At 71.7% G+C, this 24,486-nt stretch carries 23 protein-coding genes; 12 read left to right on the forward strand and 11 right to left on the reverse strand.

Going from position 1 to position 24,486, the window contains the following annotated elements; translation table 11 throughout:
• Positions 1-5 precede the first annotated feature (5 nt).
• Entirely contained in the window at positions 6-398 is a 393-nt protein-coding gene (locus Plo01_RS12430; RefSeq protein WP_203890690.1) for a type II toxin-antitoxin system VapC family toxin, read from the reverse strand.
• The gene (locus Plo01_RS12435) at positions 398-661 is read right to left on the reverse strand and encodes a CopG family transcriptional regulator (protein ID WP_203890691.1); all 264 of its coding nucleotides are present in this window, start codon (positions 659-661) and stop codon (positions 398-400) included. The genes Plo01_RS12430 and Plo01_RS12435 overlap by 1 nt, the downstream gene beginning before the upstream one ends.
• Positions 662-776: 115 nt before the next feature.
• Here Plo01_RS12435 and Plo01_RS12440 point away from each other — a divergent pair, with 115 nt between their 5' ends.
• Positions 777-1,430 (forward strand): Pr6Pr family membrane protein, encoded by a 654-nt coding sequence (locus Plo01_RS12440; RefSeq protein ID WP_203890692.1) that lies wholly within the window; start codon positions 777-779, stop codon positions 1,428-1,430.
• Between the two features lie 66 nt (positions 1,431-1,496).
• Here Plo01_RS12440 and Plo01_RS12445 read toward each other — a convergent pair whose 3' ends face one another.
• The 3 genes from Plo01_RS12445 to Plo01_RS12455 all read right to left on the reverse strand — a co-directional run bounded on the left by Plo01_RS12445 (position 1,497) and on the right by Plo01_RS12455 (position 5,322).
• Positions 1,497-3,722, reverse strand: coding sequence for a heavy metal translocating P-type ATPase (locus Plo01_RS12445; protein ID WP_239316191.1), 2,226 nt, complete (start codon positions 3,720-3,722; stop codon positions 1,497-1,499).
• A gap of 150 nt (positions 3,723-3,872) precedes the next feature.
• The gene (locus Plo01_RS12450; RefSeq protein ID WP_203890693.1) at positions 3,873-4,151 is read right to left on the reverse strand and encodes a heavy-metal-associated domain-containing protein; all 279 of its coding nucleotides are present in this window, start codon (positions 4,149-4,151) and stop codon (positions 3,873-3,875) included.
• 160 nt (positions 4,152-4,311) lie between these two features.
• Positions 4,312-5,322 carry a DUF8832 domain-containing protein gene (locus Plo01_RS12455; protein ID WP_239316193.1) on the reverse strand — a complete coding sequence of 337 codons (1,011 nt, stop codon included), beginning with the start codon at positions 5,320-5,322 and terminating at the stop codon, positions 4,312-4,314.
• Positions 5,323-5,491: 169 nt separating this feature from the next.
• Here Plo01_RS12455 and Plo01_RS12460 point away from each other — a divergent pair, with 169 nt between their 5' ends.
• Positions 5,492-6,037: a type 1 glutamine amidotransferase domain-containing protein gene (locus tag Plo01_RS12460; RefSeq protein ID WP_203890694.1), complete on the forward strand. Its 546-nt coding sequence runs from the start codon at positions 5,492-5,494 to the stop codon at positions 6,035-6,037.
• 105 nt (positions 6,038-6,142) lie between these two features.
• Here the strand turns inward: Plo01_RS12460 and lipB are convergent, their stop codons facing one another.
• Both lipB and Plo01_RS12470 read right to left on the reverse strand, forming a co-directional pair.
• Entirely contained in the window at positions 6,143-6,778 is a 636-nt protein-coding gene (lipB, locus tag Plo01_RS12465; RefSeq protein ID WP_203890695.1) for a lipoyl(octanoyl) transferase LipB, read from the reverse strand.
• Positions 6,779-6,902: 124 nt separating this feature from the next.
• The gene (locus tag Plo01_RS12470) at positions 6,903-7,109 is read right to left on the reverse strand and encodes a PspC domain-containing protein (RefSeq protein ID WP_203890696.1); all 207 of its coding nucleotides are present in this window, start codon (positions 7,107-7,109) and stop codon (positions 6,903-6,905) included.
• Between the two features lie 300 nt (positions 7,110-7,409).
• Here Plo01_RS12470 and Plo01_RS12475 point away from each other — a divergent pair, with 300 nt between their 5' ends.
• Positions 7,410-8,966 (forward strand): M28 family metallopeptidase, encoded by a 1,557-nt coding sequence (locus tag Plo01_RS12475; protein WP_239316195.1) that lies wholly within the window; start codon positions 7,410-7,412, stop codon positions 8,964-8,966.
• Between the two features lie 174 nt (positions 8,967-9,140).
• Positions 9,141-10,643: a M28 family metallopeptidase gene (locus Plo01_RS12480; protein ID WP_203890697.1), complete on the forward strand. Its 1,503-nt coding sequence runs from the start codon at positions 9,141-9,143 to the stop codon at positions 10,641-10,643.
• 163 nt (positions 10,644-10,806) lie between these two features.
• Here Plo01_RS12480 and Plo01_RS40935 read toward each other — a convergent pair whose 3' ends face one another.
• A complete protein-coding gene (locus tag Plo01_RS40935) occupies positions 10,807-10,941 on the reverse strand; it encodes a hypothetical protein (RefSeq protein WP_275415379.1) in 135 nt (44 codons plus the stop codon).
• A gap of 113 nt (positions 10,942-11,054) precedes the next feature.
• Between Plo01_RS40935 and Plo01_RS12485 the strand changes: the two genes are divergently transcribed.
• The 6 genes from Plo01_RS12485 (at position 11,055) to Plo01_RS12510 (ending at position 16,390) form a co-directional block, all read left to right on the forward strand.
• Entirely contained in the window at positions 11,055-11,252 is a 198-nt protein-coding gene (locus Plo01_RS12485) for a hypothetical protein (protein WP_203890698.1), read from the forward strand.
• A 115-nt stretch (positions 11,253-11,367) separates the two neighbouring features.
• The gene (locus Plo01_RS12490; RefSeq protein ID WP_203890699.1) at positions 11,368-11,784 is read left to right on the forward strand and encodes a CBS domain-containing protein; all 417 of its coding nucleotides are present in this window, start codon (positions 11,368-11,370) and stop codon (positions 11,782-11,784) included.
• 199 nt (positions 11,785-11,983) lie between these two features.
• Positions 11,984-12,436: a DUF6098 family protein gene (locus tag Plo01_RS12495; RefSeq protein ID WP_239316263.1), complete on the forward strand. Its 453-nt coding sequence runs from the start codon at positions 11,984-11,986 to the stop codon at positions 12,434-12,436.
• Between the two features lie 182 nt (positions 12,437-12,618).
• Positions 12,619-13,467: an undecaprenyl-diphosphate phosphatase gene (locus tag Plo01_RS12500; protein ID WP_203890701.1), complete on the forward strand. Its 849-nt coding sequence runs from the start codon at positions 12,619-12,621 to the stop codon at positions 13,465-13,467.
• 203 nt (positions 13,468-13,670) lie between these two features.
• A complete protein-coding gene (locus Plo01_RS12505) occupies positions 13,671-15,350 on the forward strand; it encodes an ATP-binding protein (protein ID WP_203890702.1) in 1,680 nt (559 codons plus the stop codon).
• A 302-nt stretch (positions 15,351-15,652) separates the two neighbouring features.
• Complete coding sequence (locus Plo01_RS12510) at positions 15,653-16,390, forward strand: flagellin (protein ID WP_203890703.1); 738 nt, start codon at positions 15,653-15,655, stop codon at positions 16,388-16,390.
• Between the two features lie 98 nt (positions 16,391-16,488).
• On the opposite strand, the gene Plo01_RS12515 is transcribed toward Plo01_RS12510, so the two are convergent.
• Both Plo01_RS12515 and Plo01_RS12520 read right to left on the reverse strand, forming a co-directional pair.
• Positions 16,489-19,050: a glycosyl hydrolase family 18 protein gene (locus Plo01_RS12515; RefSeq protein WP_203890704.1), complete on the reverse strand. Its 2,562-nt coding sequence runs from the start codon at positions 19,048-19,050 to the stop codon at positions 16,489-16,491.
• Positions 19,051-19,223: 173 nt separating this feature from the next.
• Positions 19,224-20,195: a hypothetical protein gene (locus Plo01_RS12520; protein ID WP_203890705.1), complete on the reverse strand. Its 972-nt coding sequence runs from the start codon at positions 20,193-20,195 to the stop codon at positions 19,224-19,226.
• Positions 20,196-20,268: 73 nt separating this feature from the next.
• On the opposite strand from Plo01_RS12520, the gene Plo01_RS12525 reads away from it, so the two are divergent.
• A complete protein-coding gene (locus Plo01_RS12525) occupies positions 20,269-20,883 on the forward strand; it encodes a TetR/AcrR family transcriptional regulator (RefSeq protein ID WP_203890706.1) in 615 nt (204 codons plus the stop codon).
• Positions 20,884-20,917: 34 nt separating this feature from the next.
• The gene (locus Plo01_RS12530; RefSeq protein ID WP_203890707.1) at positions 20,918-23,602 is read left to right on the forward strand and encodes an ATP-dependent RNA helicase; all 2,685 of its coding nucleotides are present in this window, start codon (positions 20,918-20,920) and stop codon (positions 23,600-23,602) included.
• 41 nt (positions 23,603-23,643) lie between these two features.
• Here Plo01_RS12530 and Plo01_RS12535 read toward each other — a convergent pair whose 3' ends face one another.
• Positions 23,644-24,348 (reverse strand): hypothetical protein, encoded by a 705-nt coding sequence (locus Plo01_RS12535; RefSeq protein WP_203890708.1) that lies wholly within the window; start codon positions 24,346-24,348, stop codon positions 23,644-23,646.
• Positions 24,349-24,486 lie beyond the last annotated feature (138 nt).

Below are 24,486 nucleotides of genomic sequence, written 5' to 3' on the forward strand. Positions count from 1 at the left end.
GAACATCAGATCTTCACCACCCGCAAGCGCCGCTGCCCGATCGCCGTGATGTCCTCTATGTCAGAGGTCAGCACGGTGGCGGGTCCGGGCACGTGGAGAGCGGTGGCGCATACCATCGCATCGATGGCGTATTTGTGCCCGTGGAGCCCGGCAGCGGCGAGGAGACGGGACGCCTCACGAGCGATCTCCCGGGTGACGGGTTCGACGATCAGCCGGGACAGGGTCCAGTCATAGCGGGCGCGGTTCAGCCGTGGATGTGACACCTCGACGAGGCTCGCGGCGCTGACGACAACGCGGACGTCCTCTTCCTCCGCCGCCGTCAGCCACTCGGTCAGCTCGACGTCCTGAAGGATCGCCTTGGAGAGGCCCTCACAGTCGAGAACGAGCGATCCCGGCATCACGCGGCCGAAGTGCGATCGTCATCCCGCGCCCCGAGATCCGCACGCAGAAGCGCACGTTTGGCCTCGACCTCCGAACGGTCCACGGGGCCGTGCTGGGATTCGGCCGATGCGATGAGCTCGCGCAAGTTGTCCCGCTCGACTTGTCGCATAAGCGCTTCGGAGACGTAGGCCGAGAAACTGCCCTTGCCGATCCGTGCTTGCACGGTCGCGGCGAGGTCTTCGGGGATCGTGACACTGAACTTCCTGGTCGCACCGCTCATACTACCAATGGTAGCACTAGTCCTACCAATAGAGCGAGAGATCGCTCCAATGGTCTGCGACAGGCCACTGCCTCCGTTGTCCGATCAGCGCATTACCTACCAGTAAGGTGTGCGCGTGGACGGGACGAAGGTGTATCGCATCCTGCTGGTCATCGCGGGTCTGGCGGGGCTCGTCTGCACGTGGTGGCCGGCGGCCAGTCCCCTCAACCCGCCGATCTACTTCACCGTGCAGAGCAACATCATGCTGGTGGCCTACTACGTCTGGCTGCTGTGGCGGGGGGCGCCCTCCGCGCTCCTCAAGGGCGCGGTGACGCTCTTCATCTCGATCACCGGGCTGGTCTACCACTTCGTCCTGATGCACGGCGCCAACCCGCTCGGCATGCTCCCCGACGGCCGGGGCGACGACGTGCTCGACCTGGGCAACCTGCTGCTGCACTACGTGACGCCGATCATGGCGATCGTCGACTGGCTGGTCTTCGACCGCGCTCTCCGCCCGGCCTGGAGCGTCCCCCTCGCCTGGCTGGCCTACCCCGCCTTCTATCTCGTGTTCGCCCTCACCCGCGGCGCGCTGCTCGACCCCGGCGCCGAGCGCCGCTACCCCTATCCCTTCCTCGATGTCGACAAGCTCGGCTACGACGGGGTCGCCCTCCAGGCCGTCTTCCTGACGGCCTTCTTCGCCGCCCTCGGCTACGGCCTGGTCGCGCTGCACCGCCTGGTCTCCCGTACGGCCAGGCCCGCCGAACCCATCGTCCCCGCCGAATCCGCCTGACGCCGAAAGGCGACGGCCCCGGTTCCCTGGGAACCGGGGCCGTCCGCCGTCGTCGTCGCGGGTTTCCTACCGGAAGCGGCGCAGGCGCAGGCTGTTGGTGACCACGAAGACCGAGGAGAACGCCATCGCGGCTCCGGCGATCATCGGGGTGAGCAGGCCCAGCGCCGCCAGCGGCAGGGCGGCCACGTTGTAGGCGAAGGCCCAGAACAGGTTGCCCTTGATGGTGCCGAGCGTGCGGCGGGACAGGCGGATCGCGTCGGCGGCCACCCGCAGGTCGCCGCGGACCAGCGTGAGGTCGGAGGCCTCGATCGCCACGTCCGTGCCGGTGCCCATCGCCATGCCGAGGTCGGCCTGGGCGAGCGCGGCGGCGTCGTTGACGCCGTCGCCGACCATCGCGACCGTACGGCCCTCGGCCTGCAGCCGCTTGACCACGTCCACCTTGTCGGCGGGCAGGACCTCGGCGACGACCTCCTCGATGCCGACCGCGTCGGCGACCCGGCGGGCGACCGTCTCGTTGTCGCCGGTCAGCAGGACCGGGCGCAGGCCCAGCTTCCGCAGGGCGGCGACGGCCTCGGCCGAGGTGGGCTTGACCGCGTCGGCGACGGTGAGCACCGCGCGGGCCCTGCCGTCCCAGCCGACCGCGACCGCGGTCTCGCCCCGGGCCTGGGCCTCGGCGAGCTCGCGCTCCAGGTCGGCGGGCAGGTGCTGGGACCACTCGGCCAGCAGCTGCGGGCGGCCGACGAGCACGGCGTGGCCCTCCACCACGCCCTGCACGCCCAGGCCCTCGACGTTGGCGAAGTCCTCGACCGCGGCGGTGGATCCGGCCGCGCGGGCGATCGCCTGGGCGATCGGGTGCTCGGAGGCCGACTCCAGCGCCCCGGCGAGCCGCAGGACCTCCTCGCGGTCCTCTCCCTCGGCGGTGTAGACGTCCTTGAGGGTCATCGTGCCGGAGGTCACGGTGCCGGTCTTGTCCAGGACGACGGTGTCGATCCTGCGGGTGGACTCCAGCACCTCGGGGCCCTTGATCAGAATGCCGAGCTGGGCGCCGCGGCCGGTGCCGACCATGAGCGCGGTCGGCGTGGCCAGGCCCAGCGCGCAGGGGCAGGCGATGATGAGGACCGCGACCGCGGCGGTGAAGGCGGCGGCCGTGCCGGTCCCGGTGCCGAGCCAGAAGCCCAGGGTCGCCAGGGACAGGGCGATCACGATCGGGACGAAGATCCCGGAGATCCGGTCGGCCAGCCGCTGGACCTGCGCCTTGCCGTTCTGCGCCTCCTCCACCAGCCTGGCCATCTGGGCGAGCTGGGTGTCGGCGCCGACCCGGGTGGCCCGGACCACGAGCCGCCCGCCGGCGTTCACCGTCGCGCCGACCACGGCGTCGCCGGGGCGGACCTCCACCGGCACCGACTCACCGGTCAGCATCGAGGCGTCCACCGCCGAGGAGCCCTCCTCGACCACGCCGTCGGTAGCGATCTTCTCGCCGGGCCGGACCAGGAAGCGGTCGCCGGCCTTGAGCTTCTCGACCGGGACGAGCTCCCCGGAGGCCAGCGTGACCTCCTTGGCCCCCATCGACAGCAGCGCGCGCAGCGCAGCGCCCGCCCGCCGCTTGGAGCGGGCCTCGAAGTAGCGGCCGGCCAGGATGAAGGCGATCACTCCGGCGGCGGCCTCGAAGTAGATGTTGCCCGCCCCGTCGCCCCTGGCCAGGGTGAACTCGAAGCCGTGCTTCATGCCGGGCGTTCCCGCCGTGCCGAAGAACAGCGCCCAGAGCGACCAGCCGAACGCGGCGAGCGTGCCCAGCGAGACCAGGGTGTCCATGGTCGCGGCGCCGTGTCGCAGGTTGGTCCAGGCCGCCCGGTGGAACGGCCAGCCGCCGTAGGCCACGACCGGCCCGGCCAGCGCCAGCGAGAGCCACTGCCAGTTGTCGAACTGCAGCGCCGGGATCATCGCCATCGCGATGACCGGCACCGACAGCACGATGGAGGTGATCAGGCGCTGGCGGAGCGGGGCCAGCTCGTCGGGCCCGCCCTCCGCCTCGTCCCGGCCCTCCTCCCGTACGGCGGGCAGCTCGGCGGTGTAGCCCGCCTTCTCCACCTCGGCGACCAGGTCCTCGGGGCTGATGCTCGCGCCGTAGGAGACCTTCGCCTTCTCGGTGGCGTAGTTGACCGTCGCGGTCACCCCGTCGAGCTTGTTGAGCTTGCGCTCGATCCGGTTCGCGCAGGAGGCGCACGTCATGCCGCCGATGGCGAGCTCGATCTCGCCGCCGCCGGCGGGCGGCCTGGTGGTGGTCATGGACATCGCTACTCCCGTTACGTGTCTTTCAATGGTGCGCGGCCCGGAGCCGCAGGGGGTAATCGGGGCCCGGTCCGCCTCTCGCGGGAGCGCGTGGCTCCCAGGGGAGGCGGGATCAGGGCCGGTGGACGGGACGACGGGCTGGAGGGGCGGGGATCAGGAGCAGCAGCCCGAGCCGCAGCAGGAACCCGCCGCCTCGGCCTCGGCCGTGTCGTCCTGGGTCCCGACGCGGCCGGCGAGCTCGTAGCCCGCCTCGTCCACCGCGGCGCCCACGGCGCTGTCGTCGAGGGCGGCGCCGCTGGTCACGGTGACCAGCTTGGCGGTCAGGTCGACGTTCACCGCGGTCACGCCCTCGATCCTGCCCACCTCGGCGGTGACCGAGCTGACGCAGTGGCCGCAGGTCATGCCCTCGACGCGGTAGGTGGTGACGGTCATGGCTCTCGCCCTTTCTCTGAACTGTCCCGGGCCCTGGCGACGGGCCCTGCCGGACGGGTTGTGCTGGATGGGTCGTGCTGGATGATCGTTCTCTCGGTGGACGCGACCCGGTCCGCGGGTCCTCCGCCGCGAGAACATAACCCCCGTAGGGTATTTTCCCTCAGTGACTGTGGTCGTCGGGGTTGTGCGAAGCCTCCGGAGCGTCCTTCTCCGCCGGAGCCTTCTCACGGGAAGGGCTCTCCTTCACGCCGGGAGTGCTCTCGGGGGCCGGGACGGCCGCCCCTCCCGCGGTCACGGTGAACTCCGCGGTCCGTACGGCGCCGCCGTGCTTGAAGTCGAGGAACAGCCGGTAGGCCCCCGGGCTGGGCGCCTCGGCGAAGAAGGTGATCGCGGGGCCCGGGGCGGTCCGCCCGTCACCGGGCTCGCCGTCGGGGTGCACGTGCAGGTAGGCGAGGTCCCCGTCGCGCAGCGCGACCAGGTGGCCGTACGCGCCGAGGTAGGGCTCCAGGTCGGTGACCGGCTTGCCGTCCCTGCTCACCGAGAGCGTGAGCTTGCTCGTCCGGCCGGGAGCGAGGTCTCCGGCCAGCGTGACCGTGTAGCCGTCCACGGCGGCGGTGCGGACGGGGGCGGCCGGCGGCTCGGGACGGTAGTCGCCGGGGGCCGACAGGTCCATGCCGAGCGTCATCCCGCTCGCCCCCTCGGGGGCGAAGTCGGCGAAGGCGCGGTATTCACCCGCCGCGGGCAGGGTCAGCGGGACCGACCAGACCCCGCCGTCCTTCAGCTCCGGATGCAGGTGCTGGAACCCGGACATGTCCCGGCGGACCACGATGAAGTGCAGCTTCTTCTCGTGCTCCACACTGAAGCGGGTCACCGGGCGGCCGTCGGGGCCGGTCACCGTGAAGCGGAAGTCCACGGTCTCGCCCGGTTCGACGACGTCGGTCCGGGGCGTCAGGGTGTATCCGCCCGCCGAGATCTGGAGCCCGCCGGGAACCGCGGCGCTCTGCCCGGACTCTCCGGCCTTCGCCGGCCCGGCGGACACGTGGCCCGTGTCATGAGAGGTCTCGGCCACGGCGTCTCCGATCGGCCCGACGAGCCTGCCGACCCCCAGGGCCCCGCCGAACACCACCGCGAGTCCGAGCACGTACGCACCCGCCTTGGTCGCGCCGTTCATCTTCCCTCCTCCCGTCAGATACCCCTATGGGGTATCTCCACGCCCATAAGATGCCACATCGGCGCGCGCATTGCAACCCCCGGGGGGTATAGCCGCATAGATCGCCCGCCCTCGGGCAGACCGGCATCCGGACGACAGGAGCACAGACAGCAACGCCGCAGGAGGAAACATGCTTCAAGGCAAGCCGATCGCCTTCCTCGTCGCACCGGAGGGCGCCGAGCAGGTCGAGCTCACCGAACCCTGGAAGGCCGTCGAGGAGGCGGGCGGCACACCCCGCCTGATCTCCACCGCGCCGGGAAGGGTCCAGGCCTTCCACCACCTGGACAGGGGCGACACCTTCGAGGTGGACGCCACAGTCGATCAGGTCGCGGTCGCGGACTTCGAGGGGCTGGTACTGCCCGGCGGCGTCGCCAGCCCTGACTTCCTGCGCACGCAGGAGCAGGCCGTACGGTTCGTCAAGGACTTCTTCGATGCGGGCAAGCCGGTCGCCGTCATCTGCCACGGCCCGTGGACCCTGATCGAGGCCGACGTCGTGCGCGGCCGCACGATGACGTCCTGGCCGAGCGTGGCCACGGACCTGCGCAACGCCGGCGCACTCTGGGTGGACGAGGAGGTCAGGGTCTGCACCGGCGGCCCGAACACCCTGGTCAGCAGCCGCAAACCGGACGACCTCAAGGCCTTCTGCCAGGCCGCCGTCACGGCGTTCGGCGGCTGACCGCCGTCATGACCGTCATCGTCGTGACGGTCATGTCGGTGGCGGCGCGTCGTGGCGGTCATGTCGGTGGCGGCGCGTCGTGGCGGTCGTGGCGGAACGGAGCGCTCAGCCGGCTTCGAAGGACTCCGCCACCACGGCCCGGACCTGATCCATCGGGACGGCGACGCCCTCGCGGGTGAGCGAGGTCATGTCCACCTCGGGCATGCCGCAGGGCACCGCCCAGTCCCACGGGGCCAGATCACCGTCGACGTTGAGGGCGAACCCGTGACTGGTGACGCCCCGGCTCTGGCGCATGCCGATAGAGACGATCTTCCGGCCGGTCTCGCTCGTCCACACGCCGGTGAGCAGTTCCGAGCCGGGCGGGGTGTCCCGGCGCTCGGCCGCGAGGCCGAGGGCGGACAGGGCGCGGACCAGCCGGAGCTCGACCTCGCGCACGTAGTCGACGATCCCCTCGTTCTCGCCGAGCTTGACGATGAGGTATCCGACCAGCTGGCCGGGGCCGTGGTAGGTGAGCTGGCCGCCGCGCCCGGTGGTCACGACGGGGATGCCGTGGGACGGGTCGGGCAGGTGCTGCTCCAGGGTGCGCCTGCCGACCGTGTAGACCTGGGGATGGCCGAGCAGCCAGAGCGTGTCCGGCCGCTCGTCGCGCTGCCGCTCTCCGACGAGCTCGGTCATGCGCTCCATGGCCTTGTCGTAGTCGACCAGATCGTCCTGGACCAGGGACAGGGGGCGTTGCCTCATGCCCCCAGCTTATGGCGGCGTCGTCGGCTCGGAGCGCGGCCCCGAGCGGCGTCGTCGGCCCGGAGCGCCGCCCCGGCCGGGGCGGCGCCGCCCGCGGTGGGCGGCGCCCTGCCCGCCGGGGACCTTACTTCACGTAGCGGTTTCCGACGTAGCGGCTCTCGGACGCCTTCGGAATCATGATCCACATCAGGACGTAGGCCACCCAGAGGGGGCCGGGGATCAGCGACAGCAGCAGCCACAGGACCCGGACCACCGTGGGCGACATGCCGAAGCTCTCCGCGATGCCACCGCAGACGCCGGCGATTATCTTGTGGTTTCTCGAACGGTGCATGTCTTCTCTCCCGGATTGTCGTCTCTCACCCGGTAGAACGAGGGGCGAAGAAACTTACGTTCCCCTCAGATCCCTGAGAAAACCCTGTCAGGGTCGGCCGGGACGGCCGCCGATTCTCCCGGCCCCTCTTCCGGCCCGCCGGGCTCCCTTGCCTCTCCGGTTCGTACGGTCTCCGCCATGACGGGCGTTCCATAACTATTCGCACACCTCGCGGTGAACACCCTAGGCGAGGGTGATTGATGACGGTACGTTCCGCCCTAGTACGGAATGGGGGACCCCCCAAAACTCCCGAGGAGCGTTATGCGCCTGAGATTCCGACGCGGCATGGTCCGAGGCATCACCCTCGCCACGGCCCTCGCCCTCCCCCTCGCCTTCGCCCCGACGGCGAGCGCCTCAACGGTCGACATCCCGGACGTTCTGGCCAACGCCGTCGCCCACCAGGTCAAGGGCAAGAACGTCCAGAAGCACCTGGTGAAGTTCCAGGAGATCGCCACCGCCAACGGCGGCAACCGCGCCGCGGGCACCCCCGGCTACGACGCCTCACTCGCCTACGTGCAGGACAAGCTGCGCAAGGCCGGGTACCGGACCTCCACCACGGACGTGGAGTTCCCGATCAGCTGGGAGGAGCTCAGCCCTCCGGTCCTGGAGCAGACCGCTCCGGACGCCAAGACCTACGTCACCCCCACCGACTACGTGACCGTGCAGTCCTCCGGCTCCGGTGACGTCACCGCGCAGATCCAGGTGGTCGACCCGGTCCTCCCGCCGACGCCGACCCCCAGTTCCACCGCGGGCTGCGAGCCCGAGGACTTCACCGGGTTCGTCGCCGGCCGGATCGCGCTGATCCAGCGCGGCACCTGCCCGTTCGTCCAGAAGGCCACCAACGCCAAGGCGGCGGGCGCGTCCGGTGTGATCTTCTTCAACGAGGGTCAGCCGGGCCGGACCGACCCGTTCGTCTTCGACATCGGCGAGTGGCGCTTCGGCATCCCGATCGTGTTCGCCAGCTTCGCCGTCGGCACGGACCTGGCCGAGCCCGCGGGCACGACGGTGCGCCTGAAGGTGGACGCCAAGACCACGGTCGGCCAGACCAAGAACCTCATCGCCGACTCCCGCTGGGGCAAGAGCGGTGAGATCGTGATGGTCGGCGCCCACCTGGACAGCGTCCCCGAGGGTCCCGGCATCAACGACAACGGCTCCGGCACCGCGGCCGTCCTGGAGACCGCGCTGAAGATGGCCTACGTCCCGACCAAGTACAAGCTGCGCTTCGCCTTCTGGGGCGCGGAGGAGCTGGGCCTGCTCGGGTCCGACCAGTACGTGGCCGAGCTCTCCCAGGCGGAGAAGGACAAGATCCGGCTCTACCTGAACTTCGACATGGTCGCCTCGCCCAACGACGCCACCTTCCTCTACGACGGCGACGACTCCGACGGCGAGGGCGCGGGCCCCGGCCCGGCTGGCTCCGCCGAGATCGAGAAGCGCCTGCAGGCGTTCTACGACAAGCGCAGCCTGCCGTACGAGGGCACCGACTTCGACGGCCGCTCGGACTACGGCGCGTTCATCGCCAACGGCATCCCGTCCGGCGGCATCTTCACCGGCGCCGAGGGCATCAAGACGCCCGAGCAGGCCGCCAAGTTCGGCGGCACCGCGGGCATCGCCTTCGACCCCTGCTACCACGCCGCGTGCGACACGATCACCAACATCAACGCCGCCGCGCTGGAGCGCAACTCCAAGGCGGTCGCCTACACCTCGGCGTTCTTCGCCTACGACCTGTCCACCATCCCCGACCGCGACGCCGCCGCACTGGCGAAGAAGTCCGCCGCCTCCTCCTCCGTGGGACACCACCACGGAGAGCCGGCCAAGTAAGACCGTGAAGGTCCCGCGCGCGATCCGGGCGTGGGCCGCGCACACGGTCTGACCCCCGCGCGGCGACCCGAGGAGGTCGCCGCGCACGCACCACCGCGTTGTACGGCGCGCGCCCCGACCGGGGCGCGCGCCGCTCTCGGGACCCACCCCCCGTATCCCACCCGAGGAGCGTCCATGCGCATTCTCCGATCCATCGCGATGTCAGCGATCCTGACAATCCCCCTGACTCTCACATCGGCCGCGGTGTCGGCCGCGGCCCCGCCGGACATCCCCCTGGCGAACGTCAAAGCCCACCTGACGCAGTTCCAGTCGATCGCGACGGCCAACGGCGGCAACCGCGCCCACGGCCGGCCCGGCTACCTGGCCTCGGCCAACTACGTCAAGGGCCTGCTGGACGGCGCGGGGTTCACCACCACCCTGCAGTCGTTCACCTACAACGGCGCGACCGGCTACAACGTCATCGCGGACTGGCCCGGCGGCGACCCGAACGACGTCCTGATGGTCGGCGCGCACCTCGACAGCGTGTCCGCCGGTCCGGGCATCAACGACAACGGCTCCGGCAGCGCGGCCATCCTGGAGACCGCCCTGGAGGTCGCCCGGCAGAACCTCACGCCGAACAAGCACCTGCGTTTCGCCTGGTGGGGCGCCGAGGAGCTGGGCCTGCGCGGCTCGCAGTACTACGTCAACAACCTCCCGGCCGCCGAACGCGCGAGGATCAAGGGTTACCTGAACTTCGACATGGTCGGCTCCCCCAACGCCGGATACTTCGTCTACGACGGCGACAACTCCGACGGCACCGGTTCGGGCCCCGGCCCGGCGGGCTCCGCCCAGCTGGAGAAGACGCTGCAGGACTACTTCACCTCGATCGGCGTGCCGACGCGGGGCACCGACTTCGACGGCCGCTCCGACTACGGCCCGTTCATCGCCGTCGGCATCCCGGCCGGCGGCACCTTCACGGGCGCGGAGGGCATCAAGTCCAGTTCGCAGGCCAGTCTGTGGGGCGGTACGGCGGGGCAGGCGTTCGACCCCTGCTACCACCGGTCCTGCGACACCTCGGCCAACATCAACGACACCGCGCTGGACCGCAACGCCGACGCCATCGCCTACGCGGTGTGGACGATCGCGACCGCGACCCCGCCGACGGTCGTCTGGCAGGACACCTTCGAGACCGCGACCGGCTGGACGGCCAACCCGAACGGCACCGACACCGCGACGACCGGCCAGTGGGAGCGCGGCGACCCGGCGGCCACCACCTCCAGCGGCGCCAAGCAGCTCGGCACCACGGTCAGCGGCGTCAACGACCTGGTCACCGGGCGCCTGGCGGGAGCTTCTGCGGGCGAACACGACATCGACGGCGGCGTCACCAGCATCCAGTCGCCGCCGGTCACCCTGCCGAGCTCCGGCACGCTCAAGCTCGGCTTCTCCTGGTACCTGGCGCACGGCTCCAACGCCTCCAGCGCCGACTTCCTGCGCGTGAAGGTCGTCGGCTCGACCACGACCCAGGTGTTCCAGCAGCTCGGCGCGGCCACCGACCGGGACGGCGCCTGGGGCGCGGCCGAGGTGGACGTCTCCTCCTTCGCCGGGCAGAGCGTCCGGATCCTCGTCGAGGCGGCCGACGCCTCCGGCGCCTCCCTGGTCGAGGCCGGGGTGGACGACGTGAGGGTCACCCGGCAGTAGGGCGACGGCCGGAGGATCAGCGAGTACGGCCGCGCCCGCGGAGGCGCGGCCGTACCCCTCGTCCGTCCACGCCTGTGAAGGCGTGACTCCGTACCCCTCGTCCGTCCACGCCCGCGGAGGCGGACCCCGGATCTCTCATCCTTCGATCGGGGCCGCCGCGGGACTACTGCAGGTCTTCGAGGTCGTCCTCCTCCGGGGACTCCCCCTCCCGGTCCCCCTCCTGCCCCTGCTCGGCGACGGAGCCCAGGAGCGGGTCGTTGTCATCGGTTTTCGGGCTGCTCTCCTCTGGCATCGTCATAGGTCACTTCCTGCCCCTGATGACTGTTTTCATACGGTAAACACCTTAAGTTCCGGTTCGTTTGCGCACCTCCGGGGAACTGTCCTGAACTCATCGCAGAACAGGAGGGCGCCATGCCTGAACCACAGCAGCCCGAGCTCCGGCGGTCCGAGCGGGGAGGAAGCTCCGACAAGGACAACAACGTCATCCCGCAGTCGGCCTCCAGCAGGCGCAAGAGCGCGGGCCGCCCGCACGGCACGGACAAGGGCAACAGGGGAGGCGGCAAGGGGGGCGGCGTCCCACCCGACCAGCAGTCACCACACCCGGACTGACCCATCTATCACCATTTGAGATGTTTTGGGAAAACAGACGGGAAAACATGGAAGTAGTTCCGTTTGTCCTTTTCGGGTGGGGTACGAGTGCCCGACACGAGCAGAGGAGGACTCCATGACCAAGACGGTGGCCGACGTGATGACGGCCAACCCGGCGACCATCGATGCGAGCCAGCCCGTATCGGTGGCCGCGAAGATCATGAGTGACCAGGACACCGGAGCGGTGATCATCACCAACGACGGCGTGATCAGCGGGATCGTGACCGACCGCGACATCGCCGTCCGCGTCGTGGCCGAGGACAAGGGCCCCGACACCCCGGTCCAGGACGCGTGCAGCGACGACCTCGTGACGGTCGGGCCCGACACCAGCCTCGAACAGGTCGTGCAGCTGATGCGCTCCCGGGCCGTACGCCGGATGCCGGTGGTCGAGAACGACCACGCCGTCGGCATCGTCAGCCTGGGCGACCTGGCGATCGAACGCGACTCCCAGTCGGCCCTGGCCGACATCTCGGCGGCGGAGGGGAACCGGTAAGCCCACCGGGACGGCGCCGGCCACCGCGGCGGCGCGGCTCGCGAGCCGTACCAGCTCGTGAGCCGCGCCGTCGCGTGCGAGCCGGTCGCCGTCGCACGTGAGCCGCCCGCCGTCGCGCGCGAACCGGTCACCGTCGGGTGTGAGCTGGTCATACGCGGGAACCGGGAATCGTACGCCGACAGGAAGCGAGGTGGACACCATGGTCTCGGAGCCGTCCGTCATCACCAGCCTGCGGGAGCTGGCGACGCTGCTGGGCGAGCGGCGCGGACTGTTCATCCGGTGGTCCCGGGACCTGGACGGCGACCGTGCCAACGGCGGCAGCCGGGACTCCCTCACCGGCGCCGAGCTGCCCGGGCTGTCCGCCAACCCGCTGGACGTCGAGGAGTGGTGGGAAGAGCGCCCGATCCGGTTGTGGGCCGCCCGGCGCCTGCACGACTACTCCCACCTCCGCCGCGAGCGCGGACCCGGCGTCAAGGCGTGGGTCCTGTCCGGCGAGGAGGTCGGCCGGGGCCCCGACAACGAGCCCCTCATCCGGTGCGACGACGTGGTGGCCATCGTCGACGAGGCGGTCATGAAGGAGGCCGGTGAACTCGTCGAGGACCAGGGATGCCAGGAGTGGGGACCGCTCGACCGGGGCCAGGCGGGCGGGTGACGCCTCCCGCCGGGTGACGGTCCCGACCCGACGACGCCTCTCCCGGACGACGGGCCGGCCCGGTGACGACCTCGGCCGCACGACGCTCCCGATCCGGCGGCGCCTCCGGCCGAACGGCCGAGTCACGGGCGTCCCATCACTCCGCTAGCCTCGCGTAGGTCACGCAAGCGCTGGGACGGAAGGTGTCCACGTTGATCGGCTGGTTCGAAGCGGTTGTCCTCGGGGTCCTGCAGGGGCTGACGGAGTTCCTGCCGATCTCCTCCAGCGCCCACATCCGGGTGGTGGCGGCGCTCTTCGGCTGGGACGACCCCGGCGCCGCGTTCACCGCGGTGATCCAGCTCGGCACCGAGGCGGCGGTGCTGATCTATTTCCGCAAGGAGATCTGGGAGATCATCTCCACCTGGACCCGGGCCCTGTGGAAGCCCGAGCTCCGCGGCCACCACGCCGCCCGGATGGGCTGGTACGTGATCGTCGGCACGCTCCCGATCCTCATCCTCGGCCTGCTCTTCCAGGACAGCATCGAGACGGTCTTCCGCGACCTGCGCCTGATCGGCGTCACGCTCATCGTCTTCGCCCTGATCCTGTGGTTCGCCGACCGCACCGCCCGCACCAAGCTCACGCTGGACAAGCACCTCAGCTTCCCGCACTCGGTCGTGTACGGCCTGGCCCAGTCCCTCGCCCTGATCCCCGGCGTCTCCCGCTCCGGCGGCACGATCACCGCGGGCCTGCTGCTGGACTACCGTCGCGAGGAGGCCGCGAAGTACTCCTTCCTGCTGGCCATCCCCGCCGTGCTGGGCGCGGGCGTCCTGCAGCTGTTCGACATCGGCGAGGAGGGGGCCCCGGCGTGGGGGCCGACCATCCTGGCCACCGTGATCTCCTTCGCCGTCGGCTACGCGGCGGTCGCCTGGTTCCTGAAGTACATCAGCAGCCACCGCTTCACCGGCTTCGTGATCTACCGGATCATCCTCGGCGTCGTCATCATCGCTTTGGTGAGCTTCGGCGTCCTCGAACCCACCGCCGGAAACCCCTAATCTCCCTCCCCCTCCTCCCGATGGCCATGACAGGATCGCTACCGCCGTCTCCGGCCAGGTGACGGAGCAGCGCAGCACTTGCATACCGAGGCCGCACCAGGGAACGATCCTGTGACGAATCGTTCACACACGGTTAGTGCTACCCTGGCCGATGCCGCCAGGGGGCGTCGCCGGGGCGGGGCTTCAGGCGAGGGAGGCGGTCTGTGCACGAGACGGATCGTGAGCGTGCCTTGGTCGCGCTGCTGGACAACGTCACAGCGGTGGCGAACACGGCGCGCGAGCTTGAGCCTGCGGCACGGGCGACGATGGAAGCGGTGTGCGAGCTGACCGGCTGGCCGCTGGGACACCTGTGCGTGCCGTCGGGTCCCGGCGGGGGGGAGTTCGTCTCCTCGGGCGTATGGGTGGGCGCGATCGAGGACTTCGACGCCCTGCGCGAGGTGACCGCCCGCACCGTCTTCACGCCCGACGCGGGCATCGTGGGCCGGGCCATGGCCACCGGCGAGCCGGTCTGGTCCGTCGACGTCACCCGTGACCCGACCTTCGTCCGGGTCCGGCAGGGGCTCGACCTCGGGGTCGGGGCCGCCTTCGCGTTCCCGATCGTGGCCGGTGACGGGATGGCGGCGGTGCTGGAGTTCTTCTCCCGCCGGGTCATGCAGCCGAACGTCCCGCTGCTGCGGGTGATGGCCAGCCTCGGACACCAGCTCGGGCGGGTGGTCGACCGGCAGCGCGCCCGGGAGGCGGTGGAGGCCGGCCGGCGCCGGCTGGAGCAGATGATCGAGACCTCGGTCGAGGCGTTCGTGGCGATGGACGCCTCCGGGCGCATCGTCGGCTGGAATGCCGCGGCCGAGCGCATGTTCCGCCTCCCGCGCGAGCAGGCGCTCGGCCGGGAGCTGGCCGAGACGATCGTGCCGCCCCGTTATCGGGAGGCCCACCGGGAGGGGCTGGTCCGGTTCCTCTCCACGGGGGTGCCGAGGGTGCTCAACCAGCGCTTCGAGATCACCGCCTGGCGGTCCGACCACAGCGAGTTCCCGGTGGAGCTGGCGAGCTGGGCCATCAACGACGGCGGGCAGTGGGTGTTCAACGCGTTCCTGCACGACATCACCGACCGCCGCCGCGCGGAGGAGGCCCTGCGCGCCGCCTACGAGCAGGAGCAGGCCAACGTCGCCCGGCTCAAGGAGCTCGACCAGGCCAAGAACGACTTCATCGACACCGTCTCCCACGAGCTGCGCACCCCGCTGACCACCGTCATCGGCTATCTGGAGGTCCTCACCAACGGCGACGCCGGCCCCGTCCCCGCCCACCAGGACCGCATGCTGCGCACCATGTCCCGCAGCACCACGCGGTTGCAGGACCTGGTGGAGGACCTGCTCACGGTCAACACCATGGGAGCCAGCCAGCTGGTCGTCAAGCCCGCCCCGGTCCCGGTCGCCGACCTCGTCGGCCAGACCGTCCAGGCCGTCGAGGAGATCATCCGGAACCGCGGCCATCGCCTCGACGTCAACGTGGAGGCCGGCTTCGTCAACGTGGACCTCGAACACGCCTCCCGCGCCCTGCGCGCCCTGCTCTCCAACGCGATCAAGTTCTCCGCTCCCGGCACGCCGATCACGGTGCGCACCTCCGAGAGCGGCGGGTGGGTGTCGATCGCGGTCACCGACGTCGGCACCGGCATCACCGACGAGGAGCTGCCCCGGATCTTCGACCGGTTCTACCGCACCCGCCTGGCCACCGACCACGCCGTCCAGGGCATCGGCCTCGGCCTGACCATCGCCAGGAGCATCGTCGAGGCCCACGGCGGCGTCCTCACCGCCACCAGCGCCCTCGGTCACGGCTCCACGTTCACCATCACCCTGCCCGCCGTACCGCGGCCGGAGGCGGGCACCTGAGGACATTCGCTCAGAAGAAACCAGAAAAAACCCCAAAAGAAACCTCAGCACACCCATCTCTCCTCCGATAGGGGGGCAGAGCGGACCATGGATGGAACCGCACGGCCCTCCCAAGGAGGAAGATCATGGGCCTGCGCATCGAGCAGAGCACCGGCATGACGAACGCCCACCGGCGTCCGCCCGCCGAGAACGACCGCCATGCGACCCCGCCGGAGGCCCCGCCCGGCGACCCCCGTCCCGGCCGACCGGTGAACTCTGCGAACTCAGTGCATTCTGTGAACTCAGTGCATTCTGCGAACTCGGTGCACTCTGCGGACCCGGTGGACGGGGTCGCGGAGCCGTCCTCGGGCGAGAACCCGCGCGCCGAGGCCGACCAGCTCAGATCCGTCGTGCGCAGCGCCCAGGACGGCATCTCCGCCATCCAGGCCGTGGAGGCGGCGCTCGCCCAGGCGCATTCCGTCCTGAACCACATGCGCGGTCTGGCCACCCAGGCCGCGGGCGGCGCTTTCCAGAACCCCCGGGCCCAGCAGGCGGCGGACAAGAAGTTCGTCCAGCTCAAAAGGGAACTCGACCGGATCTACGCCGTCGCCTCCAGCCCCGGCACGTCGCTGGACGGCGTCCCGTCCGGCTCGCTCGACGTCGGCGGCGCCGCCGGCCGGCGGATCGGCGGCGGGGAGGGTGTCGGCGCCCCCTCACTGAGCATGGGCCCGGCCTCCCTGGTGGACGCCACCGACCCGGAGGACCAGGCCCTGAACGCCGCCGCCGCCCAGGCCGCGATCACCTTCGTCGACACCGCCATCCAGACGGTGTCGGACACCCGGGCGAGGCTCGGCGCCGTCCGGAACCGCTTCGAGCACATGATCACCAGTCTGCACGCGGTGATCGAGGGCCTGTCCGCGCCGGAGTCCCGTATCCGCGACACCGGCGCGGCCCGGCAGGTGGCCACCTCCGTCCGCGACCGGATCGTCCCCCAGGCCGGCGCCTCGATCCCGGCCCAGGCCAACCAGGCGCCGCAGTCCGTGCTGAGGTTTCTGGGCTGATCGTCCCTGCCCCGCCGGAAGGACCCGGCGGGGAGGGGGACCGTGTCCGCCCGCGGACGCCCCCGGACGTCTCCGGGCGCGGGCGGACACGGAACCGGTCACTTCAGGCCGGTGTCGACGGCGGTGGTCAGGGTGCCGGTGTCGCCGGACATCTCCCAGATCATCACGCCGAGCAGGCCCTTCTCGCGCACCCACGCGGTCTTGCGGGCGATCGACCAGGTGTCGTCGAAGGTCCACCACTGGCCGCCGTTGCCGGTGAAGCAGTAGGTGGCCACCGCCTGCTCGTCATGCCGTACGGTGCAGCCCGGCACGCTCGCCACGAGGTTGCCGTACCCGCGGGTGCCCGCCTCCTCCTGGAACTGGCCGGGGGCGGCGCCGGTGGCCGACTGCCACTCGCCGTGCTTGCCGCCGTCGGCGACCCCCTGCCAGCCCCGCCCGTAGTAGGCGAGGCCGATGGTGATCTTCCTCGGGTTCACCCCGGCGTCCAGATACTCCTTGACCGCGTTCTCGACGCTGAAGTGGAAGGAGTACGGATCGTCGGCGTCGGCGTACAGGTTGCCCTGGTGGCCGGTCCGGTTCGGCTCCCAGGAGTTGTCGCTGCCCGAGCCGTGGAAGTCGTAGCCCTGGACGTTGAAGATGTCCAGGTGCCTGGCGACCTCGGCCAGCTCCCAGCCCGCCTCGATCTTGGCCGGGTCCGCCGGGGTGAAGGCGGTGAGCTGGTAGCGCTTGCCGGTCTGCTCGGTCAGCGCGTCGAGCTGCCTGCGGAACTCGGCGATCAACAGCGTGTTGTTCCGCTTGTCGGCGGTGCTGACGTGGTTGCCCGGATGCCCCTCGGCCCCCGGCCACTCCCAGTCCAGGTCGATGCCGTCGAAGATCCCGGCGGCGGTGCCCGGTCCGCCCGCGCCGTTGTACACCGGCAGGTTGCCCTTGATGTAGATGTCGATGCAGGAGCTGACGAACTTGCGCCGGGCGGCGTCGGTGGCGGCGACGTCGGAGAAGTACTTCGAGTAGGTCCAGCCGCCCAGGGAGATCAGCACCTTCAGGTGGGGGTGCTTGGCCTTGAGCTTGCGGAGCTGGTTGTAGTTGCCGCGCAGCTTCTCCCAGCCGGTGTCGCCGACCCCGTCCACGGACTGCGCCGCGCTCATCGGCCTGCCGTAGTCGGCGTCCGCGTCACCCGCGCCGTCCCCCTGGTCGGGGTCCTGCGGGTTGGACGAGGTGCCCTTGGTGACCCCGTGCAGGCAGGTCAGATTGACCGGGTCGACGTTGCCGAAGGCGTAGTTGATGTGGGTCAGTTTCGCCGCGGCCCCGGTGGTGTCGAGATTGCGCACGAAGTACTGGCGGCCGTAGATGCCCCACTGCACGAAGTAGCCGACCCGGGCGTAGCCGTCGCCGACGATGTCGGCGGTGCTCGCCTTCAGCTCGTTGCTCGGCGGTGAGACGTTGTCGTACAGATCGCGGGCCCGCACGGTGAAGGTGTACTCGGTGGACGGCGAGAGCCCGTTGACCGTGGCCGTGGTGCCGGGCACGGTGGTCTTCAGGGTCTCGCCGATGTAGACGTCGTATCCGGCGACGCCCGTGTTGTCGGTGGAGGCCCCCCAGGCGAGCGAGACGCTCGACGGGCCCTTGCCCGTGCTGCGCAGCCCGGTCGGCGCGGTGGGCGGCTGGGGGTCCTGGCCGGGGTCGTTGGTCCTGACCTTCAGCGCGGAGCTGGCCGGGGAGGTGTTCCCCTTGCGGTCCTTGGCCTTCACGGTGAAGGTGTACTCGGTGTCCGGGGTGAGGCCGGTGAGGGTCGTGCTCGTCCCGGTGACCGTGGCGGCGGGCGCGGTGCCGTTGTAGACCTCGTACCCGGTGACGGGCAGGCTGCCCGGGGTCGAGGCGTCCCAGGCCAGCGAGACGGTTTTCGTGGTCTTGACCGGCGAGCGCAGGTTCCCCGGCGCGGCGGGCGGTGTGTCCGCCGACCCGTCGCACCTGACGTCGTTGATCCGGCAGTTCTCCGGCTCGGCGGACGCGCTGAGGGTGAAGGCCGGGCTGTACGGCTCGGTCGATCCGCCCGCGGGCACGGTGGTGTTGTAGTGCGCGGGGGTGAGCGTGACCTGGCGGCCGCTCTGGCTCAGCGTCGCGTGCTGGGCCCCGCTCGCGGTGACCCCCGCGGGCAGGTCGAACGTGATCGACCAGCCGCTGAGCGCGGTGGTGGTGTTGTTGGCTACCACGAACCCGCCCCGCGTCCCGCTGCCCGTGTAGGTGGCGGTGACCGGCGCGGGCGGGGGCGGCGGGTCGCCGCTCCCGTCGCAGGCGGCGTTGTTGATCGTGCAGCTCGTCGGCTGGACCGGCGAGCTGAGGGTGACGGTGGGGCTGTACGGTTCGGTGTTCCCGTTCGCCCGCACGGTGTTGATGTAGAACGCGGGGGTCAGCTTGACCCGCGTCCCGGTCTGGGTGGTGGTGGCGTGCTGGGGGTTGCCGACGGTGACCCCGGGCGGCAGATCGAAGGTGATCGACCAGCCGGTGACCGCGGTGCTGCCGGGATTGCTCACCACGAACTTGCCCTGGCTGCCGGTCAGCGTGAACGCGGCGGTCAGGCGGGCGGCGGCCTCGGCGGGGACGGCGGTGATCAGCGCCGCCAGGAGAGTGAGGGCGAACAGGATGGGGGGTGTTCGGCTCATGCGGAAACTCTTTCTTATAGGAAAGTTTCCTAACAATTACGCGGATGGTAACCCCGTCCCCCCATGTCAACAAGGCCCAATCACGACACCGGACGACCGCCGGCAGTCTGGGCGGCCACCGGATCCGGTGGCCGCCCAGACCGCGGCTTCCACGTCACCCGCGATCTCCAAGGTCAGACCGCCGAGGTCTCCCGGGCGGGCACGGCCGCCACCGGCCGCACCGGGCGCCGCGCCGGGAGCGCCAGCAGGACCAGCCCCAGCAGGGCCCACCCGCCCAGTACGGCCAGCGGCCAGGCCAGCGCCGCCCCATCGAAGTGCACGACGTTGGTGACGGCGGTGGCGCCGGGGCCGACGGGCAGGAACTGGCCGATCGCGGCGTACCACTCGGGGATGAACCGGGCGCCGAGCGGACCACCGCTGGCCGGCAGGCCGATCGGGATGAACAGCAGGGCGGCCAGCCCGACCCCGCCGGGGCCCACGACCTTCATCAGACCGGCGGCGACCAGGGCGACGGTCAGGACGATCCCGGAGGAGACGGCCACCAGCCCGCCGAAGGCGCCGGGGAGCGCGCCGAGGACGACGTCGGCCAGCCAGGCGTTCGCCGTACCGGCCGCCAGGGCGCCCGCCGCCAGCACGCCGAGGCGGGCGGCGAGGCCGAGCCCGGGAGCGAGCCGGAAGAGCAGGACCGCCAGCGCGATGCCCGGGATGACCAGGCTGAGCACGTAGAACAGACCCGAGATGCCGCCCGCGTCACCGGCCGGGAGCGGCACGGCGTCCTCCACGGCCAGCGACCGGCCCTGCGCCTGTGCCGCGGACTGGAAAGCCTGCGTGACGACCGTCGCGGCGGTGCGCCCGCCCGCACTGGCGACCACCAGCCTGCCCTCCTGCGGCAGGAGGACCGCCTCGACGTCCCGGTCGAGAAGCGCCTGGCGCGCGGCCTGCTCGGACGGGTACCCGGCCAGCTCGAAGGCGCCGGGCCTGCGCCGGTCCAGCGCCGTCCGGAGCTGCTGCGTCACCGGCTCCGGCGCGACGACCGCGATGGGCACCCCATGCGGCTCGGGCTGGTGCAGGGCGCCGAGGAACGACCCGACGAAGAGCATGCCCACGGCGGTCACCGCCACGAGCATCGCGATGATCTTTCGCATTTTTCTCACCATCCGTTGACTTCAACTGCGTTGAATTCAACGTAGACGAATTCAACATGGTTGAATAGGGGGTGTGACGGAACAGACAAAGCGCTCCGGACGGCGACGCGGGAACGGCGAGTCCCCCCAGACGCGGGAGGCGATCCTGGAGGCCGCGCTCGGTGCGTTCGAGGAGAAGGGATACGGCGGGACGACGATCCGGGGTGTCGCCGCGGCGGCCGGGGTGGACCCGGCGCTGGTCATGCACTTCTTCGGCACCAAGGACGGCCTGTTCGACGCGGCGATCCGGGGGCCGGGCATGCCCCTGCGGCGGCTGCGCGAGGTGATCGACGCCGGTCCCCCCGGCGAGCTGGGCGAGCGCCTGATCCGGCGTTACCTGTCCCTGTGGGACGACCCGGCGACCGCCCCCCGCCTCCGCGCCGTCGTGCAGGCCGCGACGTCCACCCCCGCCGCCGGGCAGATCCTCAAGGACTTCATGGTCGCCGAGGTCCTCCGCCCGCTCGCCGAGCACCTGGGCAGCGACGACGGCGAGACCCGGGCCGCCCTGGTGGCGTCCCAGATGATCGGCGTGGCGCTCACCCGGTACCTGCTCCACGTGGAGCCGATGGTCGCCCTCAGCGCGGAGCAGGTAGCCGCCGCCCTCGCCCCTGCCGTCCAGCACTACCTCACCGGCGACCTCAGCCTCTGACCACTCCGCTCACGCCTTCGGAGAGACTGGTCGGGTGCGTTCCGAGTGGTCCGGGCTGCCCGTCCGACATGTTCTCCCCCAGTTGCTCTCCGCCCTGGACGAGCACGGCGTCGCCGTGCTCACCGCCCCTCCGGGCACCGGTAAGACCACGCTGGTCCCCCTCGCCCTGGCCGGGCTCCTCGACGGCTCGCCGGCCCGGAAGGTGATCGTGGCCGAGCCGCGCCGGATGGCGGTGCGGGCGGCGGCCCGGCGGATGGCCTGGCTGCTGGAGTCGCGGGTCGGCGCGGAGGCCGGCTTCTCGATCCGGGGCGAGCGCAGGGCGGGCCCGGACACGATCGTCGAGGTCGTCACCACCGGAGTCCTCCTCCAGCGGCTCCAGCGCGACCCCGAGCTCGGCGGCGTGGACGCGGTCCTGCTGGACGAGTGCCACGAGCGCCACCTGGACGCCGACACCGCCCTGGCCTTCCTCCTCGACGTCCGCGCCACGCTCCGCCCCGACCTGCGGCTGCTCGCCACATCCGCCACCGCCGACGCGGTCCCGTGGGCCCGCCTGCTCGGCGCCGGCGCGAGCCCGGCCCCGATCATCCACGCCTCCGGCACCCTGCACCCCGTCACCGAGATCTGGGCGCCCCCGTCCCGGCCCACGGCGCCGCCGCACGGCCTCCGGGTCGATCCCGCGTTCCTGTCCCACGTCGCCGACGTCGTACGGCGGGCGCTGGCCGAGCGGGAAGGGGACGTGCTGTGCTTCCTGCCCGGCGTCGGCGAGATCGGCCGGGTCGCCGGAATGCTCGGCGGACTCGACCTGAGCGCGGGCCCGGACCATCCAGGCGGTCCGGGGGACGCGAGTGGTCCGGGCGTTCCCCACGGCGCGGACGTCCCGGGCGGAATCCAGGTCCTCCAGGTGCACGGGCAGGCCCCCGCCCACGTCCAGGACGCGGTCCTGGCCCCCGGCCGGACGCGGCGGGTGATCCTGTCGACCTCGGTCGCCGAGTCGAGCCTGACCGTGCCCGGCGTCCGGGTCGTGGTCGACTCCGGCCTGGCCCGCGAGCCGCGCACCGACCACGCGCGCGGCCTCGGCTCGCTCACCACCGTCCGCGCGTCCCGGGCCTCCGCCGAGCAGCGGGCCGGGCGCGCGGGCCGCGAGGCTCCCGGCGTCGTCTACCGGTGCTGGTCCCGGGCCGAGCACGACCGGCTCCCCGAGCATTCCCGGCCTGAGATCGCCCTCGCCGACCTGACCGGCTTCGCGCTGCAGGCCGCCTGCTGGGGTGATCCCGCCGCCGCCGGCCTGGCCCTGCTCGATCCGCCGCCGCCCGCCGCGATGGCCGCCGCGCGCCGTACCCTGCACGCCCTGGGCGCCCTTCGCCCCCGTGCCGCCGCCGACGCGCCGGACGTCTCGGCGGGCCCCCCGGACACGCCGGACGCGGTCGTCACCGACCGGGGCCGGCGGATGGCGACGGCCGGAGTCCACCCCCGGCTGGCCCGGGCCCTGCTCGACATCGGCCCGCGCGCCGCCGAGGTCGTCGCGCTCCTGTCCGAGCAGCTCCCCCGGGACGCGGATGACGACCTCGTGGCGGTCTGGCGTTCCGCCCGCCGGGGCCGCGACGGTTTCTCCGCCCGCTGGCGGCAGGAGGCCGAACGCCTGGCCAGGGCCGTGCCCCGGGAGGGCGGCGAGTCGAGCGGCCCTCGGAGCGGCGCCGGCGGCTCCCGGAACAGCGGCCCAGCCGGCACCCGGAACAGCGGCCCAGCCGGCGCCTGGAGCGACGATCACCTGGCCGGGATGGTGGTCGCCCTGGCCTACCCCGAGCGCGTGGCCCGCAGGCGCGGCGGCGCCTACCTGATGGCCTCCGGAACGGCCGCCGAGCTGCCCGCGGGCTCGCGGCTCGGCGCGGCCGAGTGGCTGGCCGTCGCGGTCGCGGACCGGCCCGCCGGGTCGGCGACGGCCCGGATCGCGCAGGCCGTCGTGATCGACGAGGAGATCGCCGAGGTCGCCGCCGCGCCGCTGCGCGGATCCGGCGACGAGATCGCCTGGCGGGTCCCGCCGGGGCAGCGGCAGGGCGACGTCTCGGCCCGCCGGGTCGAGCGCCTGGGCGCGATCGAGCTCTCCTCCGCCCCGCTCCGCGACGCCGGCGTCAGGCCCGCCGTCCTGGACGGCCTGCGCAGCGAGGGCCTGTCGGTCCTGCGCTGGCCGCCCGAGGCCGCGGCCATGCGCGAACGCCTGGCGTTCTGCCACCGCGCGCTCGGCGAGCCCTGGCGTCCGGTGGACGACGCCTCCCTCGTCGAGGCCGCCGACCTGTGGCTGGAGCCCGAGCTGTCCCGCGTCCGCCGCCGCTCCGACCTGGAGCGCATCGACGTGGCCGCGGCCCTGCTCCGGCTGGTCCCGTGGAGCGCCCGCCTGGAGGAGGTCGCCCCGGAGCGGATCGAGGTGCCGAGCGGGTCGCGGATCAGGGTCGACTACTCCGGCGAGCGGCCGGTCCTCGCCGCCAAGCTGCAGGAGCTGTTCGGCTGGGACGAGGCTCCGAGCGTCGCCGGGGTGCCGCTGGTGGTCCACCTGCTCTCCCCCGCGGGCCGTCCGGCCGCCGTCACCGGCGATCTGGCCTCCTTCTGGCGCGAGGGGTACCGCGCGGTCCGGGCGGAGCTGCGCGGCCGCTACCCCAAGCACCCCTGGCCCGAGGACCCGCTCTCCGCCACGGCGACCCGCCGTACCAACCCGCGCCGCTGACCCTGCGGCGCCCACGCCCGCCGAGTCCCGGGGAGAGGAGGTCAGGCGGGCAGGCGGTCCTGGGTGGGGAGGATGTCCTCCAGGCGGGTGACGGGCATGTCGTAGGAGGTGACGGTGGCGTTGAGGGCGGCGGCGAGGGAGACCGCGGTGCGGTAGAGGAGCTCCAGGCCGGGGTGGTCCGCCAGGTCCTTGGCATCGAGCTCCAGATCGATCACGTGGTCCTCGGCGTCCGTCAGGTCGGAGGTCGGCCAGCTGTAGGAGGCCTTGACGACGCTGCCCGGCCCGCCCTCGAAGAAGCACATGCCCAGGTCGTGGTCGTGCCGGACGGTCCGCTCGCCGAGGACGGAGCGCACCAGCCCGGCCACCTCCTCGCAGTCGAGCACGCCGCGCTTGGCGCCCAGGTTCACCTGGACGTCGACGTAGTCGTCCTGGATCTCCGGCGGGTACAGGGCCCCGCCGATCCGGCTGGCCAGGGCGTTGAGCACGAAGCGGGAGGCGTTCTTGTCGCCGGTGGCGACGATCGCCCCTCTCCGGTCGGCCGGGATGCCCGCCTTGGCGGCGGCGCTCTCGGTGATCTCCATCCAGCGCACCCGGGTGTCCCTCACGACGAACCAGTCACCCGAGACCTTGAACTCGGGGTCGTACTGGCGGAGCAGACTCTCCAGCCGTCCCGGCTCCGGGGGCCGGAAGGTGAGCAGGGAGGGGTTGGAACGGAGCTGACGAGCCGTCTTGTCGAGGAACCACATGGTTTCAGTATCAGGCCTCCCACTTGCGCCTCACTTGAAAGTCCCAGGTCACAGCCGTACGGCCGGCCCGGAAGCCCTGCCCCACCGGCGATATCGCGAAAAATCGTCTCTTCCCCGGTCGTACGGCGCGCGCCCGGC

Origin of the sequence: Planobispora longispora (assembly GCF_016863135.1) — a bacterium.
Taxonomy (GTDB): Bacteria; Actinomycetota; Actinomycetes; order Streptosporangiales; family Streptosporangiaceae; genus Planobispora; species Planobispora longispora.

Bases quoted from the DNA above. Each gene is read 5' to 3' on its own strand.
- Plo01_RS12430 (WP_203890690.1), bottom strand. From the start codon at position 398: ATGCCGGGATCGCTCGTTCTCGACTGTGAGGGCCTCTCCAAGGCGATC.
- Plo01_RS12435 (WP_203890691.1), bottom strand. From the start codon at position 661: ATGAGCGGTGCGACCAGGAAGTTCAGTGTCACGATCCCCGAAGACCTC.
- Plo01_RS12445 (WP_239316191.1), bottom strand. From the start codon at position 3,722: ATGTCCATGACCACCACCAGGCCGCCCGCCGGCGGCGGCGAGATCGAG.
- Plo01_RS12450 (WP_203890693.1), bottom strand. From the start codon at position 4,151: ATGACCGTCACCACCTACCGCGTCGAGGGCATGACCTGCGGCCACTGC.
- Plo01_RS12455 (WP_239316193.1), bottom strand. From the start codon at position 5,322: ATGAACGGCGCGACCAAGGCGGGTGCGTACGTGCTCGGACTCGCGGTG.
- Plo01_RS12460 (WP_203890694.1), top strand. From the start codon at position 5,492: ATGCTTCAAGGCAAGCCGATCGCCTTCCTCGTCGCACCGGAGGGCGCC.
- lipB (WP_203890695.1), bottom strand. From the start codon at position 6,778: ATGAGGCAACGCCCCCTGTCCCTGGTCCAGGACGATCTGGTCGACTAC.
- Plo01_RS12470 (WP_203890696.1), bottom strand. From the start codon at position 7,109: ATGCACCGTTCGAGAAACCACAAGATAATCGCCGGCGTCTGCGGTGGC.
- Plo01_RS12475 (WP_239316195.1), top strand. From the start codon at position 7,410: ATGCGCCTGAGATTCCGACGCGGCATGGTCCGAGGCATCACCCTCGCC.
- Plo01_RS12480 (WP_203890697.1), top strand. From the start codon at position 9,141: ATGCGCATTCTCCGATCCATCGCGATGTCAGCGATCCTGACAATCCCC.
- Plo01_RS40935 (WP_275415379.1), bottom strand. From the start codon at position 10,941: ATGACGATGCCAGAGGAGAGCAGCCCGAAAACCGATGACAACGACCCG.
- Plo01_RS12485 (WP_203890698.1), top strand. From the start codon at position 11,055: ATGCCTGAACCACAGCAGCCCGAGCTCCGGCGGTCCGAGCGGGGAGGA.
- Plo01_RS12490 (WP_203890699.1), top strand. From the start codon at position 11,368: ATGACCAAGACGGTGGCCGACGTGATGACGGCCAACCCGGCGACCATC.
- Plo01_RS12495 (WP_239316263.1), top strand. From the start codon at position 11,984: ATGGTCTCGGAGCCGTCCGTCATCACCAGCCTGCGGGAGCTGGCGACG.
- Plo01_RS12515 (WP_203890704.1), bottom strand. From the start codon at position 19,050: ATGAGCCGAACACCCCCCATCCTGTTCGCCCTCACTCTCCTGGCGGCG.
- Plo01_RS12520 (WP_203890705.1), bottom strand. From the start codon at position 20,195: ATGCGAAAGATCATCGCGATGCTCGTGGCGGTGACCGCCGTGGGCATG.
- Plo01_RS12535 (WP_203890708.1), bottom strand. From the start codon at position 24,348: ATGTGGTTCCTCGACAAGACGGCTCGTCAGCTCCGTTCCAACCCCTCC.